This window comes from Stenotrophomonas sp. 22385, assembly GCF_052045085.1.
GTDB lineage: Bacteria > Pseudomonadota > Gammaproteobacteria > Xanthomonadales > Xanthomonadaceae > Stenotrophomonas.
The window spans coordinates 113,351-128,961 of sequence record NZ_JBQEOG010000004.1 but is presented as its reverse complement, the minus strand read 5'-3'; the positions used below and the strand labels follow the sequence as shown (position 1 = coordinate 128,961).

Below are 15,611 nucleotides of genomic sequence, written 5' to 3'. Positions count from 1 at the left end.
ACAAGGTTTGCTGCCGACGCTGCGGGGGCAGTCGCGTGTCGTGCGGTGTCATTGGATGCTGGGTGTTGCCGTGGCATTGATGGCCTGCAGCGCGGGTGCGCGCGCGGAGGATGGCTACGACCTCTGGTTGCGGTACGCCCCGCTGGAGCCGGCGGTTGCTGCGGACTATCGCGCACAGCTGGGCGAGGTTGTCGCTCCAGATCAGACGCCCACGCAGCGTGCAGCCCGTGACGAGCTGGTCCGTGGCCTGACGGGACTCTTGGGAAGCGCACTTCGAGCCCAAAGCGCAAGCTCCGGTAGTGAGGTACTTGCGCTTGGCACGCCCCGGTCGTCGGCATTGATCGCGTCGTTCCGCGATGAGGTCGCGTCGCTTGGGGAAGAGGGGTACCTGCTCAAGCGCACGCGGGTCGATGGGCGCGACGTACTGCTGGTGGCCGCGCGCAGCGATATCGGCGTGCTGTACGGCACGTTCCATCTGCTTCGGTTGCTGCAGACGGGCACGTCGTTGAATGACTTGGAAGTCAGAGAATCACCCAAGGTGCGCCTTCGTGTACTTGACCATTGGGACAACCTCGAAGGTCATGTCGAACGCGGCTACGCCGGCCGCTCCCTGTGGGACTGGCAGACGCTGCCGGAATGGCGCGACCCGCGCTACACCGATTACGCACGGGCCAATGCCTCGCTGGGCATCAACGGCTCAGTGCTGAACAACGTCAACGCCAACGCACAGAGCCTTGCGCCGCATTACCTGGCCAAGGCCGCCGCTCTGGCCGACGTATTCCGGCCCTACGGCATCCGCGTTTACCTGAGCGCGCGCTTCAGCGCTCCCATCGAACTGGGCGGGCTCAAGACAGCCGATCCGCTCAACCCGGCGGTGCAGCGTTGGTGGCACGACAAGGTCGACGAGATCTACCAGCACATTCCGGATTTCGGCGGCTTCCTGGTCAAGGCCAACTCCGAAGGGCAGCCAGGCCCACAGGACTACGGCCGCAGCCATGCCGATGGCGCCAACCTGCTGGCCGATGCCTTGGCACCGCACGGCGGCGTGGTGATGTGGCGCGCCTTCGTCTATGCACACGAGGCGCCTGCCGACCGTGCCACCCAGGCCTACACCGAGTTCGCCGGCCTGGACGGTGCGTTCCGCCCGAACGTGGTGCTGCAGGTGAAGAACGGCCCCATCGACTTCCAACCGCGCGAACCGTTCCACCCGCTGTTCGGGGCCATGCCGCGCACGCCGCTGATGATGGAGTTCCAGATCACCAAGGAATACCTCGGCTTCGCCACGCACCTGGTGTACCTGGGGCCGCTGTTTGAAGAAGTGCTGCACGCCGACACCCGCGCAAACGGCAAAGCCTTCACCGTGGCGCAGTCACTGAGCGGTATCGCCGGCGTCGCCAACATCGGCACCGATCGCACGTGGAGTGGTTCGCACTTCGATCAGGCCAACTGGTATGCCTTCGGGCGCCTTGCCTGGAATCCGGATCAATCGTCCCGTGACATCGCGGCAGACTGGGCGGCGATGACATTCTCGCCGGACCCCGCGGTGGTGCAGCCGATCGTCGGGATGATGATGGCTTCACGCGAGGCCGCGGTGAACTACATGACCCCGCTGGGCCTGCACCATCTGATGGCGCGCGGCCACCATCATGGCCCCGGCCCCTGGGTTGACGGCGGCCCGCGCGCGGACTGGACGTCGGTGTACTACCACCGCGCCGACCGCAACGGCATTGGCTTTGACCGCACTGCGACGGGCAGCAACGCCGTAGCCCAGTACGCCCCGGAAGTAGCCGCGAAATATGCCGACCTGGAGGGGGTGCCGGAGTCGCTGCTGTTGTGGTTCCACCACGTGCGGTGGGAGCACCGCATGGCCTCCGGGCGGCCGCTATGGGACGAGCTGGTGGGGCGGTATTCGCTTGGCGTACGCCAGGTCCGGGCCATGCAGACCACGTGGGCAAGCCTGCAGGGAAGGGTCGATCCACACCGTTACGAACACGTCGCCGCCTTCCTCAAGATCCAGCTGCGCGAAGCGCAATGGTGGCGCGATGCCAGCGTCGCATACTTCCAGTCGATCAGCGGCAGGCCATTGCCAGCAGGCGAAGCCGCACCCCCACACCCGCTGGCGTACTACGAGACGCTGCAGTTTCCGTCTGCACCGGGAGATGGCCGATGAGCTGTAAACCGAGGATGGGGTGGCTGTTGGCCAGTGCTCTGGCGCTATTCGCCGCACCGGCCATGGCGCAGGAATCCGTGGCGCCGCTGCTGCACCCGCTGTTCCAGGACCATTCCGTCCTGCAGCGCGACCAGCCGATTCCGGTCTGGGGCCATGCCGCGCCGGACACCACCGTATCGGTGAGGTTCGCACGCCAGACTGCCACTGCACAGGCGGATGCAGAGGGTCGCTGGCGCGTCACCTTGAAGCCCATCGCCGCCGGCGGCCCTTACGAAATGAGCGTACGGGCAGGGCAGCTCGCCCAGACCGTGCGCGACGTGCAGATGGGCGACGTCTGGTTGTGTTCCGGCCAATCGAACATGGAACTGCCAGTGCGGCGTGCGCTCGACGCCGACAGCGAAATCGCCTCCGCCACGCAGCCGGACATTCGCCTTTTCACCGTGCCCAAGGCCGCGGCCGTGACGCCTCAGGAGCGGTTCGCCGGCCCGGTGTCATGGCAACCCGCATCCCCTGAAAGCGTGCGCGATTTTTCCGCCGCCTGCTACTTCTTCGCGCGTGAACTTCGGAAGACCGTCAACGTGCCGATGGGTCTCATCCAGTCGGCGTGGGGCGGTTCGCGGATAGAGGCCTGGACCAGCGCCGCTGCGCTGCGCGCGCAAGGTGGCATGGAGGAAGCGCTGGATGTGTTCGCGCTGTATGCCAGCGACCCGGTGGCAGCAAACGCAGCATGGGGCAAGCACTGGCAGCAGTGGTGGGAGCAGCGCGAAGGCGCCACACCCGGCGATGCCCCGTGGCAGCCCGACGCTGACCGCAGCGGATGGCGCCCGGCTCCGGCCCAGCTCGGCGCCTGGGAGCGCTGGGGCATTCCCGCGCTGTCGACGTACAACGGCATGGTCTGGTACCGCACCGAGCTGAAGCTCAGCGCCGCACAGGCAGCGCAGGGCGCACGCCTTGAGCTGGCGGCTGCCGATGAAACAGACGTGACCTGGGTCAATGGCGTGGTGGTGGGGAGCCAGAACGCCCCCGGGGACGCGCGATCCTATCCGCTGCCGCCCGGCCTGCTGAAGGCCGGCACCAACAGCGTGGTCGTCAACGTGCTGGACACCTGGGGCGCCGGCGGGCTGGCCGGTCCCGCGCAGGCCCATGCCCTGCATCTCGACGATGGCACCCGGATCGTTCTTGATGCGCCCTGGCAGTACCGTGTAGCGTCCGGCGACCAGGCACCCCCACTGGCCCCCTGGCATGCCGCCAGCGGTCTTTCCACGCTGTACAACGGCATGATCGCGCCGCTGGGCAGCTATGGCCTGCGCGGCATGCTCTGGTACCAGGGCGAATCCAACACCGGCGAGGGCGCTGCCTACGCGGACAGGCTGCGCACGCTGCGCGCTGACTGGCGAGGGCAGTTCGGCGCGGACATGCCTTTACTGGTGGTGCAGCTGGCCGGCTATGGCCAACCGCCCGTGGCCCCGGCTGAAAGTGGCTGGGCGCAGGTGCGCGAGGCGCAGCGGCGCGTTGCCGCCGAGGACCCGCATACCGGCCTGGCGCTTGCCATCGACATCGGGGATGCCTACGACATCCATCCGCCGAACAAACAGGAACTGGGCCGGCGTCTGGCGCGGGTGGCGCGCCATGTGGTGTACGGCGAGCGGTCAGCAGCCCCCTCCGGCCCCACCGCAGGCAAGGTATCCCGCACGCGGGTGGAGGTGCGCATCGGGTTTGACGATGTCGCCGGAACGCTGGTCGCAACCGGTGCCGACGGCCCCATCGGCTTCGAGCTGTGCGACGCCGGGTCGACGCGCTGCGCCTACGCAGACGCCACGCTGGATGGCAACGCGGTAGTGCTGAACAGCCTGCGGGCCGGAACGGCGGCCAGCGTCCGCTACTGCTGGGCAGACGGCCCCATCTGCACGCTGCGCGACAGCAGTGGCGCACCTGCCGGACCGTTCGAGCTGTCCCTTATCCCAGCGGAGGAACCCTGATGCGCCTGCTGCTTGCCACGCTCCTGCTGCTGTCTGCTGCGCTGCCGGCGCAGGCGGCCACACCCGCGCCCCCGGTCTACTTCGACTGGTTCGAGTACGCCGGCAACGACGCCGCGTTTGAACCCCCGCTGCCTGCCGGGCACTACCGCAACCCGATCCTGGCGGGCTTTCACGCGGACCCGAGCATCACCCGTGCCAACGGGAAGTTCTACCTGGTCAATTCAAGCTTCACCTACTTCCCGGGCATCCCGGTGTTCGAAAGCGTGGACCTGGTGCACTGGAAACAGATTGGCAACGTCATCGACCGCCCATCCCAGCTGGATTTCGATGGGCTCAGCGTGTCACGGGGAATCTTCGCGCCGGCCATCTCCTTCCACGACGGCGTGTTCTACGTGGTTACCACCGCCGTCGACAGCGGCGGCAATTTCATCGCCACCGCCCGCGATCCGGCCGGCCCCTGGTCCGACCCGCACTGGCTGCCGGGCATCGCGGGCATCGACCCGTCACTGTTCTTCGACGAGGACGGCAAGGTCTACCTGCTCAACAACGATGTACCACCCGGCCCGCCGCGTTATGAAGGCCACCGTGCCATCTGGATGCAGCAGCTGGATCTGGCGTCGTTTACGCCGGTAGGCTCCCGCAAGGTGCTCATCGACGGCGGCGTGGAGCCGGCCAAGAACCCGATCTGGATCGAGGGGCCACACATCTACAAACGTGATGGCTGGTACTACCTCTCCGACGCGGAAGGCGGCACCGGGCCGCAACATTCGCAGGTGGTCCTGCGCAGCCGCGAGGCGTGGGGGCCCTACGTGCCGTATGCGGGCAACCCGATTCTCACCCAGCGCGACCTGCCCAGCGACCGGCCGCTGCCGATCACCAACGCCGGCCATGCCGATCTGGTGGAAGGCCCGGACGGTTCCTGGTGGGCGGTGTTTCTTGCCAGCCGCAACTATGACATCCGCCACTACAACACCGGGCGCGAAACCTACCTGCTGCCGGTGGAATGGCGTGACGGCTGGCCGGTGATCCTGCCGGCGGGGCAGACCATTCCGTACGCGGCCAAGGCGCCATCGTGGATGCAGGGCGAAGCAAAGCAGGCACCGTCAACCGGCAACTTCATAGAACGCAACGAGTTCGACACCGCCACGCTCGGCAACGACTGGCTCCGCATACGCGTCCCCAAACAGGACTGGGCCGACCTGCGCGAACGCCCGGGTTCCCTGGCGTTGCACCCGCTGCCGGAAGACCTCGACACGCTACGCAACCCCGCGTTCCTGGGCCGCCGCCAGCAGCACCTGCGCTTCGAGGCCAGCACCGAGATGACACGGCCCGCTGCAGGCGTGGCCGCAGGGTTGGCCGCGTTCCAGAGCGAGGCCTACTGGTACTTCCTCGGCGTCCGCAGCCTGGGTAATGATCGCGTGGCGATCTTCCTTGAGGCGCGCGATGGCGGCGGCGCAACGAAGACGCTGGCATCGCGCGAGCTTGAGTTGGCCGCCTCGCTGCGCCTCCAGATCAAAGGAGACGAAGTGCGTTATGCCTTCGCCTTCGACACAGGCGACGGGCATGGCTGGCAGACCCTCGCCGATGACGTGGACGGAACGGTATTGAGTACGGATCGTGCAGGCGGCTTCGTCGGCGCCCTGCTGGGACCATTCGCGCGCGACGAGCGCGCCCTGAGGAGCAAATGATGACGCGCAGGCCCTTGTTCCGCACGCTGGCGCTCTGCGCCGCCATCACCCTGGCCACCGTCGGCCACGCCGCCGCACCGCCGCCGTGGCTCGACACCTCGGCCAGCTTCGAGACCCGCGCCGCCGCGCTGGTCGCGCAGATGACCCTGGAAGAAAAGGCAGCCCAGATGCAGAACGCCGCGCCCGCCATCGATCGGCTGGGCGTTCCCGCGTACGACTGGTGGAACGAAGGCCTGCACGGCGTCGCACGGGCAGGCCAGGCCACCGTGTTCCCGCAGGCCATCGGACTGGCCGCCACCTTCGACGTGCCGTTGATGGGGCAGGTGGCCACCACCATCAGCGACGAAGCCCGCGCCAAGCACCACCAGTTCATCCGCGAAGGCGCGCATGGCCGTTATCAAGGGCTGACCTTCTGGTCGCCCAACATCAACATCTTCCGCGACCCGCGCTGGGGCCGCGGCCAGGAAACCTACGGCGAGGACCCGTACCTCACCGCGCGCATGGGCGTAGCCTTCGTGCACGGCCTGCAGGGCGACGACCCGGTGTACCGCAAGCTGGACGCCACCGCCAAGCACCTGGCCGTGCACAGCGGTCCCGAGGCCGACCGCCACCACTTCGACGCCCGGCCCAGCAGGCGCGATCTGTACGACACCTACCTGCCGGCGTTCGAAGCGCTGGTAAAGGACGGCCAGGTGGACGCCGTGATGGGCGCCTACAACCGGGTCTACGGCGAATCGGCCAGTGCCAGCCACTTCCTGCTGCGCGACGTGCTGCGCCGCGATTGGGGTTTCAAGGGCTACGTGGTCTCGGACTGCTGGGCCATCGTGGATATCTGGAAGCATCACAAAATCGTCCCCACCCGCGAAGCCGCTGCCGCGCTGGCGGTGAAGAACGGGACCGAGCTGGAGTGCGGCCAGGAATACGCGACACTGCCGGCAGCGGTGAAGCAGGGCCTGATCAGCGAGGCGGAAATCGACGATGCCGTGACCCGGCTGTTCACCGCGCGGATGCGGCTGGGCATGTTCGATCCGCCAGAACGCGTGAAATGGGCACAGATCCCGGCCTCGGTGAACCAGGCCCCCACACACGACGCGCTGGCGCTGAAAGCGGCACAGGAATCGCTGGTGCTGTTGAAGAACGATGGCGTGCTGCCGCTGTCACGCAACCTCAAGCGTATCGCCGTGGTCGGCCCCACTGCAGATGACACCATGGCGCTGCTCGGCAACTACTTCGGCACCCCGGCCGCACCGGTGACGATCCTGCAGGGCATCCGCGATGCGGCCAAGGGTGTGGAGGTGCGCTACGCACGCGGCGTGGACCTGGTGGAAGGGCGCGACGATCCCAGCGCTACCCCGCTGATCGAAGCGGCGTACCTGCGTCCGTCCGCCGATTCCCCGGAACGCGGCCTGCGCGGCGAGTACTTCCGCACCGCCGATCTTTCCGGCACACCGGCGCTGGTCCGTACCGATGCCCAGATCGGCTTCGGCTGGGACCGCGGCTCGCCCACCGACAACCTGCTGGCCCGTGGTGAAGCGGCGCCGGGGCAGGGCATTCCCAATGACAACTTCAGCATCCGCTGGAGCGGCCAGCTGCTGCCGCCAGTATCCGGCCGTTACCGCATCGAGGCCGCCGCCGATGACGGCTTCCGCCTCTACGTGGACGGCAAGCGCGTGCTGGACCACTGGGGCACCAGCGACCGCCTGCACGGCGACGGCGTGGACCTGGACCTGCAGGCAGGCCGCGCCTACGACCTCAAGCTTGAGTACTTTGATGCCGAGCGCGACGCCGGCGTTCGGCTGGGCTGGCGCATGCCCGGTGCCAAACCGCCGTTCGAGGAGGCCCTGGATGCCGCCCGCAATGCCGATGTAGTGGTGTTCGTCGGCGGCCTGACCGGCGATGTCGAAGGCGAGGAAATGAAGGTCAACTACCCGGGCTTTGCCGGCGGTGACCGTACCGACCTGCGCCTGCCCGCGCCGCAGCGTGCCCTGCTCGAAGCGCTGCACGCCACCGGCAAGCCCGTGGTGATGGTGCTCACCGGCGGTTCCGCACTGGCCGTGGACTGGGCCCAGGCAAATCTGCCTGCCATCCTGATGAGCTGGTACCCCGGGCAACGCGGCGGCACCGCCGTGGGCCAGGCGCTGTTCGGCGAAACCAACCCTGGCGGGCGGCTGCCGGTGACGTTCTACAAGGCAGGCCAGGCGATGCCGGCCTTCGACGACTACACCATGGAAGGCCGCACCTACCGCTACTTCCGGGGCACACCGCTGTACCCGTTCGGGCACGGCCTGTCGTACACCACATTCGACTACGGCAAACTCCGCCTGGATGCACCCCGCATCGCCGCGGACGGGCAGCTCAAGGTGCAGGTGGACGTGGCCAACACCGGCAAGCGCGCAGGCGATGAAGTGGTGCAGCTGTATGTGCGGCGGGTGGATGCAGCGCGGGGTGATGCGCAGCAGGCGCTGCGCGGCTTCCAGCGTGTCCAGCTGGCGCCGGGTGAACGGCGCACCGTGGCCTTCGATCTGGATGCGAAGCAGGCCCTGCGACAGTACAACGAAGCCCGCGCGGCGTATGTCGTACCGCCGGGTGCGTACGAGGTCAGGGTAGGCAGCTCCAGCGCCGATGCGCGCGTGCAGGCCCGCTTCACCGTGGAGGCTGCCCGTGACTGAGCACGTCCTGTCGGTACGGGAAAAGCTGGGCTACAGCCTGGGCGACCTCGCGGCGAACCTGATCTTCCAGACGCTCATCACCTACCTGGCGTTCTTCTACACCGATGTGTACCGACTGCCGCCGGCCACGGCGGCGACGATCATCTTCGTGATCGGCCTGCTTGGCGCCTTCGTGTTCACCCCGCTTATCGGCATCGTTGCCGATCGCACGGCAACGCGATGGGGCAAGTTCCGGCCTTGGATCCTGTGGACGGCGGTGCCGTTCGGCGTGCTCTCGCTGCTGGCCTTCAGCACCCCGCAGCTGGGCGCGCAGGGCAAGATCATCTACGCCCTGGGCACCTACGGCCTGCTGATGCTGGTGTACGCAGCCAACAACCTGCCGTACTCCGCGCTCAGCGGCGTGCTCACCGGCAGCATGGCCCAGCGCAACAGCCTCTCGGCCTACCGCTTCGTGGCGGTGATGATCGCGCAGTTCATCATCCAGGTGCTGCTGTTGCCGCTGGTGCTGATCCTTGGCGACGGCGACCGTGTGCTGGGCTTCGAGCGGGTGATGACCGTGTTCGCCGTGGTGGGCACCGTGTTCTTCCTGATCACCTTTGCCACCACGCGCGAACGCATCGTGCCGAACAAGGAGCAGACCGGCGGGGTACTGCAGGACCTGTCCGACCTGGTGCGCAACCGGCCGTGGCAGGTGATGCTGGCCCTGACCATCCTGGTCTTCATCAACCTGGCCCTGAAGGGCGGTACCTACGTCTACTACTTCCAGTACTACATGAGCGGGCCGGCTCTCGCCGACTTTCTCGACAACACCGGCTTCAACCGCTTCATCGGCGGATTGAACGCCACGCTCAACGGCATGGGGCTGTCCGGCTTCGCCTGGCCGGAGGACCCGGCGACCTCGGCGTTCAGTCTGTTCAACGCCTGCGGCATCATCTGCATGATCCTGGGCATCGGGGTCTCCCGCCGGCTGGCCGACCGCCTCGGCAAGCGCGACGTGTTCGGCGGCGCGCTGCTGGTCTCCACCGTCTTCCTGCTGGTGTTCTACTTCTTCCCGCCCACCGCCGTGGCCGTGGCGTTCGTGTCGTTCATGCTGCACGGGTTCTTCTACGGCATCACCATTCCGTTGCTGTGGGCGATGATCGCCGACGTCGCCGACTACTCCGAATGGAAGAACAACCGCCGCGCCACCGCCATCATCTTCTCCGCGATGCTGTGCGGCCTGAAGATCGGCCTCAGTATCGGTGGCGCACTGGTCGCCGGCATCCTGGCGTACTACGGCTACCAGGCCGGCGCAGACCAGCAGCCGGAGGGCGTGGTCAACGGCATCCGGCTGACGGTGAGCGTGTACTGCTCGCTTCCGTTCCTGATCGCCGTGGCGATGCTGTTCCTCTACAGGATCGACAAGCGCATGGAAACCCGCATAGAGCAGGACCTGCAGCAGCGTCGCGAGGGCAACGACCTGGGCCACCTGGCGGCACATGCCATCTCCCAGCCGCTGGTGACCCATATCTACACCGCCGACCCGTCGGCGCATGTATTCGAAGGGCGGCTGTACATTTATCCGTCGCACGACATCGACGCCGGCACGCCATTCGATGATGACGGTGGGCACTTCGGCATGGAGGACTACCACGTCCTGCGCATGGACAGCCCCACCGGCGAGGCCACCGATTGCGGCATGGCGCTGCACGTCCGCGACGTGCCATGGGCCGCAAAGCAGATGTGGGCCCCGGACGCTGCGCACCGCGACGGCCGCTACTACCTCTATTTCCCGGCCAAGGACGGGGAGGGCAGGTTCCGCATCGGCGTCGCCGTGGCCAACCGCCCCGAGGGCCCGTTCACCGCCGAACCGGAGCCGATGGCCGGCACGTACTCCATCGACCCGGCCGTATACGAAGACGACGATGGCGCGCATTACCTTTACTTCGGTGGCATCTGGGGCGGCCAGCTGCAGAAGTACCGGGACAACCGCTACGACGTGGCACACGAAGAACCCACCGGCGATGCGCCTGCGCTGGGCCCGCGTGTCGGCCGACTGGACGCGGGCATGAACCAGCTGGCCGAGCCCACGCAGGAAGTAGTCATCCTGGACGAGCAAGGCCACCCCTTGCGCGCCGATGACCACGAGCGCCGGTTCTTCGAAGGGCCGTGGCTGCACAAGTACCAAGGCAGGTATTACCTGTCGTACTCCACCGGCAACACCCATCTGCTCTGCTACGCCATCGGCGACAGCCCGTACGGTCCGTTCACCTATGGCGGCGTGATCCTCAAGCCCGTAGTGGGCTGGACCACGCACCACTCCATCTGCGAAGTCGAAGGACAGTGGTACCTGTTCTATCACGACGCCCTGTTATCGGGCGGAGTGACCCACCTGCGCTCGGTCAAGTGCACCCCGCTGCACTTGGAAGCGGACGGCAGCATCCGGACCATTGATCCCTATGGCAACTGAGCGCCGGTTGCCCATCGACGATGCGCAGGCGCCACTGCCTGCCGGCCACCTGCACTGGTTGCGCGCGGGCAAGCTGGAGGTGGCGCTGGCCCCTGAGGCCGGCGGGCGCGTTGCTCGTATCCGCTACGACGGCGTGGAGTGGCTGGTCGACGAACAGGAAAGCGGGGCAGCCACCATCGCTTGGGGCTGCTACCCGATGGTGCCGTGGGCCGGCCGTATCCGGCATGGTCGGTTCAATTTCGACGGCACGATGTACGCATTGCCAACGAACTTCGGCGAACATGCCATCCACGGCGTGGGGTTCGCGTTGCCGTGGCAGATCGACAGCATCGCGGCGGACAGCGCGACGCTGTCACTCGAGCTTCCCGAGGACGACTACTGGCCCTTTGGCGGCAGAGCAACGCAGGCCATACACCTGACACCGCGCAGCCTGGAACTGCGCCTCGCCGTGCAGGCCGGCACGCAGCCAATGCCGGCGGTACTCGGCTGGCACCCGTGGTTTCGCAAGCCGGATCACTTGCAGTTCGAGCCCGACGCCATGTACCCGCGAGACGGGGAGGGCATAGCCAGGCTGCCACTGGAAAGCGCATCCCCCGGCCCATGGGACGACTGCTTCATCAACCAGGCCGATATAACGCTGGTGTACGCCGGCCAGCGCCTGAGGCTGCGAGCCAACACCCACCACTGGGTGGTCTACGACGCCGCCCCCCACGCCACCTGCGTAGAACCCCAAACCGGCCCACCAGACGGCTTCACCCTAGCCCCAAACCGCCTCAACCCGGGCGAACAACGAGAGCTGACCTTCAATCTCGCCTGGAACCCGGACCGGTAGGGTCGGTTCCCAAACGACCGCCGATAACGGTGATCGGCACGGCAACGCATGACCAGTAATCGAAAAGGCGCCAGCGACGTTCGAGGTCATTCCCGGCATGCCTCAGCCTGAAACCCGCACGTCATTGCCCGGCGTTGCTTGGCGCCACGCGGCCACGTAACGGAGGTACTTGCCGATGAAGATCCCGGTGAAACCGCCCGACAGCAGCAGATAGGCAGCGCGGAAACCAACATCCCCCGCGAGCGTCGGCGACATCGCCAGCGCGGATTCAAACCCGTACTTCACCGCGAATGTCACCAGCAGCAGCGGCAGCAGGCTGTAATCCGCACTGCGCCACAGCTTCCCGGTTGCCCGGTTCACGGTCAGCGTCGCACGGCGCAGCATCATCCAGCCGATGCCCGCCCCCGCGCCGATCCCGGCCAGCCACAGCCCCCATGCCTGCCAGGAGGTGCCATAGCGGGCACTGATCGACCACAGGCCCCACGCGGTGAACAGCGCAGGCACCACCGCCAGCCTCACCAGCGTGATCTCACCCGGCTTCATCGCCGCGATGCCGCGCGTGATCAGGAAGATCAGAAGCGCCCACACCCAGAGCGGGGTGTGCGAAGCGAATTGCTGCAGCATGTTCATGGAGGTTCCTTGGCTTGGGGTGGGGGCCGGCCGTGCAGCGCCGTGACGGAATGGAGTAATTCTCTCTTTGGGCCAAAACGGAACAAGTGACAGCTGTCAGCCATCGGGAAGTACAGGTTGGCGGCTACCATAGGCGCCCTCCAGTACGCTCAAGATAGCCGGATGACCAAGCACGACACGGACGCCACGCAACGATTCGACGCCCCGGGCATCAGCCCTGGCAGGCGTATCCAGCGCATTGCCCAGTCGGGCCTACTGGCACTCGCTCTGGGCATCGCGCCGGCAGGGGCGGAAGAACCCCAGACATTCGTCCTGCAGGCCAGCGGGTTCGACAGCGGCCTGGTCGCCAACGATCAGGGCCGGTTGATCCAGGAGTGGCCGGGGCGGCCGCAGCAGGTTGCTCCGCATCGCTGGCTCGTCGTGGATTTCGAGAGGAGCGGCAGCGTGTGGTTCGATGACGCTGGCCGCGTGTCATTGAAGGGCCCGTATGTAGAGCTCCGATCCGATGCGCCATTCGAACGTCACCCGGACGATCCAGACAAAGCCCCATTGTTCAGCACGTGGTCCAGGGCAGGGACCGCCCTGTTACGTGCCGATGGAAGCACTTTCATCGACTGGCAGCCGGGCAGCGGCGAATGGGCCATCACGGCGCACCCGCGACGCTACAGCTGGCGCTCGCGGGAAGCGGGCGAACGCATTTTCGATGCGCGCGGGCAGCTGCGCATGCAGCTCGCCCAAGGCGAACTCCGGGCAGCCGGTCCGTTCCCGGAACGCACGCAATACCTGGTCTGCGACCTAAACCCAGGCACGCCATGCGCGCTGCGCGATGAGGCAGGCAAGACCCTGTGGACCGAGCGCATCGACAGCCTGATTCCGCTCAGCAACGGTGGCTGGCTTGGGCTGCAGGGCAGGGCGTGGCGCCGGCTGGACGCAGACGGCCAACTGACCGGAGATCGCACGCGCATCTACGTTGTGGGCTACTCATCGGCGCGCGCGCGCAGCCTCGCCTCTGAAGATCCGGGCAGCTGGCCGCGCTGGGCCATCGAATACCACGTCATCCGCGAAGACGCAGAAGGCATTTTCGCGAATGAAGCCGACGCCGTGCACGGCCTCATGTACCCGGATGGGCGCTTCCAGGCAATCGCCGGTGCGACTTCCGGCGAGGAGATCTGCCCGGGTATATGGCGCACGCGCATGGGCGATACCGGTGACAAGCTGGTTGATGCCAACGGCCAGGTGCTGGGGCCCTTCACCGCCTACGCGTGGAAGGAGGTCGAGGGGCGTCCCGAGCTACGGCAGGCGATAGCGGAAGATGGGCAGGAAACCCTGGTGGACTGCAGGGGAACGCTGCTGGCCCAGACACCACCGCTGAGCCGCCTGAGCGCAGAGGCCACAGGCTTCTTCGGCACACTGGACGGCGAATCCCAGCCACGACTGTGGCTCGATGCCGGGCTTGGCCAGCACCTGCTGCCAAAGGGTACGTGGATAGACCAGGTCAGCGCTGATGGCCAATTACTCCTCGTGCGAAGCGACGCCGAGGGCTTTCGCCTGTATCACGTAAAGCGCGAGCGCTTCGTGGGCGAGACCATCCGATATGCGGAAGCGCTGCTGCCAACCGGCGTCGTGTTCCTGAGCGATGGCTACTACGGCTTCATCGATGCTGACGGGATCGAGCGGCTGCCGGCTCGCTACACCGCGATCACCCCGTGGGGCGAAGACCGCCTGTGGACATCCCGCTATCTCGCCAATGACGCGCCAGGCAGGATCACGACACTGCATCGCATGGATGGCTCGGTCATCGCCAGCTGGCTCAATGCCTCGATGAACGACAGCCCCATGCTCCGCAACCTGCCCAACCAAGGATCACTGACTGAGCTGATCGGCCCAACCTTTGAAAGGCCGGACGGGGAGTGCCTCGGCCAACAATGGGTAGACCGCAACGGCCGCACCCTGTTCCTTTCACTCCACTGCCAACGCGGCTCAAGGGAAACCGAAGGCAGTGTGATCGAGCCGCTCACCGGGCCCGCCCGACGCCAAGGCACCGTTTGCCCAATCCCGGATGACATCCGAGCCGCAATGTCCGCGACCCGCACCAACTGAAACCGACGCGGCGTGGCAGGGTAGGGTCGGTTCCCAAACGACCGCCGATAACGGTAATCGGCGCGGTAACGCATGACCTCGAACCGAAAAGCGCTACTCGCGTTCGAGGTCATGCCCTAAAGAGTGATCACCACCCCGGCGGTTGATTGGGATGCAACCCTACCGATGGCCACATCGCGGTAGATCCGTTTCCAACTGCCTATCGCGGCAACACCTTCTCGGCGATATCGAGCAGCGCCCGCAGCCGATCCATGTGCCGAAGATCCTGGTGATACCCCACCCACACGTCCCTGCTTGGCGGATCCCCGAGCAGATCAATCCGATGCAGCCCCTGCACACCCTCAGCCAACGGTCGCGGCAACACCGCAACGCCATGGCCGCGAAGGCACATCTGCGCCTGAACGCTGCGGCTGGTACTGGTGAAGGCGCGCTTCGAATGCGGGAATCGATCCAGCAGCCAGGTGACATCCGGGAAGTGGGCCTGGGCTGAGTTCATCAGAATCAGCCGCACCGATTGCGGATCGTCGCTTACCGCGCGCACGGTCTCCGCCGAGCCATAGAGACCGTAAGGCATGCTCATCAGACGACGCTGGACGATGTCCGGCTCACTGAAAGGAATGATGCGGAAAGCAACATCAGCTTCGCGACGGGACAGGTCAAGCAGCCGATAGCTCGCGATGACCTCAGGCACTACGGCAGGGTGACGCCGCCCCAATTCAACGAAAACCGGCGCCAGGACATAAGCGGCGAACCAGTCCGCCGAGGATATCCGCAGGACCCCTTCGAGCCGTTCGTGGTTGCCCGCCAAACGCCGTTCCATGGAAAGCGCGGATTCCTCCATGGACTCAGCCAGGGACAGCACCGCGTCCCCGGCGTCCGTGAGCACAAGGCCGTCTTTCGTTCGGCGAAAGAGTGGCTGTTCGGCCTCCTCCTCGAGCGCCTTGATCCGCCGGCCCACTGTCGGGTGGCTCACGCCAAGGCTGCGGGCAGCCTCGCCGAGTGATTTTCCGCGCACGACCGCGAGAAATATCCGGATGTCGCTCCATTCCACGCCAGGCACGCCCGTTCAAATATGTACGCAGAATATGCAGCAA

9 protein-coding genes and 1 pseudogene are annotated in these 15,611 nt (G+C 66.4%); 8 read left to right on the top strand and 2 right to left on the bottom strand.

Annotated elements, in window-relative coordinates; genetic code table 11:
• The first annotated feature begins 55 nt into the window (after positions 1-55).
• The 7 genes and pseudogenes from ACTJI4_RS09085 to ACTJI4_RS09055 all read left to right on the top strand — a co-directional run bounded on the left by ACTJI4_RS09085 (position 56) and on the right by ACTJI4_RS09055 (position 11,787).
• Positions 56-2,170 (top strand): alpha-glucuronidase family glycosyl hydrolase, encoded by a 2,115-nt coding sequence (locus ACTJI4_RS09085; RefSeq protein ID WP_440869117.1) that lies wholly within the window; start codon positions 56-58, stop codon positions 2,168-2,170.
• Positions 2,167-4,149, top strand: coding sequence for a sialate O-acetylesterase (locus tag ACTJI4_RS09080; RefSeq protein WP_440869116.1), 1,983 nt, complete (start codon positions 2,167-2,169; stop codon positions 4,147-4,149). The genes ACTJI4_RS09085 and ACTJI4_RS09080 overlap by 4 nt, the downstream gene beginning before the upstream one ends.
• Positions 4,149-5,837 carry a glycoside hydrolase family 43 protein gene (locus tag ACTJI4_RS09075; protein WP_440869115.1) on the top strand — a complete coding sequence of 563 codons (1,689 nt, stop codon included), beginning with the start codon at positions 4,149-4,151 and terminating at the stop codon, positions 5,835-5,837. Before ACTJI4_RS09080 ends, ACTJI4_RS09075 begins: the two co-directional genes overlap by 1 nt.
• Positions 5,834-8,506 carry a glycoside hydrolase family 3 C-terminal domain-containing protein gene (locus ACTJI4_RS09070; protein ID WP_440869114.1) on the top strand — a complete coding sequence of 891 codons (2,673 nt, stop codon included), beginning with the start codon at positions 5,834-5,836 and terminating at the stop codon, positions 8,504-8,506. The genes ACTJI4_RS09075 and ACTJI4_RS09070 overlap by 4 nt, the downstream gene beginning before the upstream one ends.
• Positions 8,460-9,965: pseudogene (locus ACTJI4_RS09065) on the top strand (MFS transporter); the annotation flags it as partial. The gene ACTJI4_RS09070 and the pseudogene ACTJI4_RS09065, both read left to right, overlap by 47 nt.
• Entirely contained in the window at positions 9,939-10,955 is a 1,017-nt protein-coding gene (locus tag ACTJI4_RS09060) for a glycoside hydrolase family 43 protein (protein WP_440869263.1), read from the top strand. The pseudogene ACTJI4_RS09065 and the gene ACTJI4_RS09060, both read left to right, overlap by 27 nt.
• Entirely contained in the window at positions 10,945-11,787 is an 843-nt protein-coding gene (locus tag ACTJI4_RS09055; protein WP_440869113.1) for an aldose epimerase family protein, read from the top strand. Before ACTJI4_RS09060 ends, ACTJI4_RS09055 begins: the two co-directional genes overlap by 11 nt.
• A gap of 102 nt (positions 11,788-11,889) precedes the next feature.
• On the opposite strand, the gene ACTJI4_RS09050 is transcribed toward ACTJI4_RS09055, so the two are convergent.
• Positions 11,890-12,417 (bottom strand): DUF6622 family protein, encoded by a 528-nt coding sequence (locus ACTJI4_RS09050; protein ID WP_440869112.1) that lies wholly within the window; start codon positions 12,415-12,417, stop codon positions 11,890-11,892.
• A 162-nt stretch (positions 12,418-12,579) separates the two neighbouring features.
• Here ACTJI4_RS09050 and ACTJI4_RS09045 point away from each other — a divergent pair, with 162 nt between their 5' ends.
• Complete coding sequence (locus ACTJI4_RS09045; RefSeq protein WP_440869111.1) at positions 12,580-14,517, top strand: hypothetical protein; 1,938 nt, start codon at positions 12,580-12,582, stop codon at positions 14,515-14,517.
• Positions 14,518-14,716: 199 nt separating this feature from the next.
• On the opposite strand, the gene ACTJI4_RS09040 is transcribed toward ACTJI4_RS09045, so the two are convergent.
• Positions 14,717-15,568 carry a LysR family transcriptional regulator gene (locus ACTJI4_RS09040; RefSeq protein WP_440869110.1) on the bottom strand — a complete coding sequence of 284 codons (852 nt, stop codon included), beginning with the start codon at positions 15,566-15,568 and terminating at the stop codon, positions 14,717-14,719.
• Between the last annotated feature and the right edge of the window lie 43 nt (positions 15,569-15,611).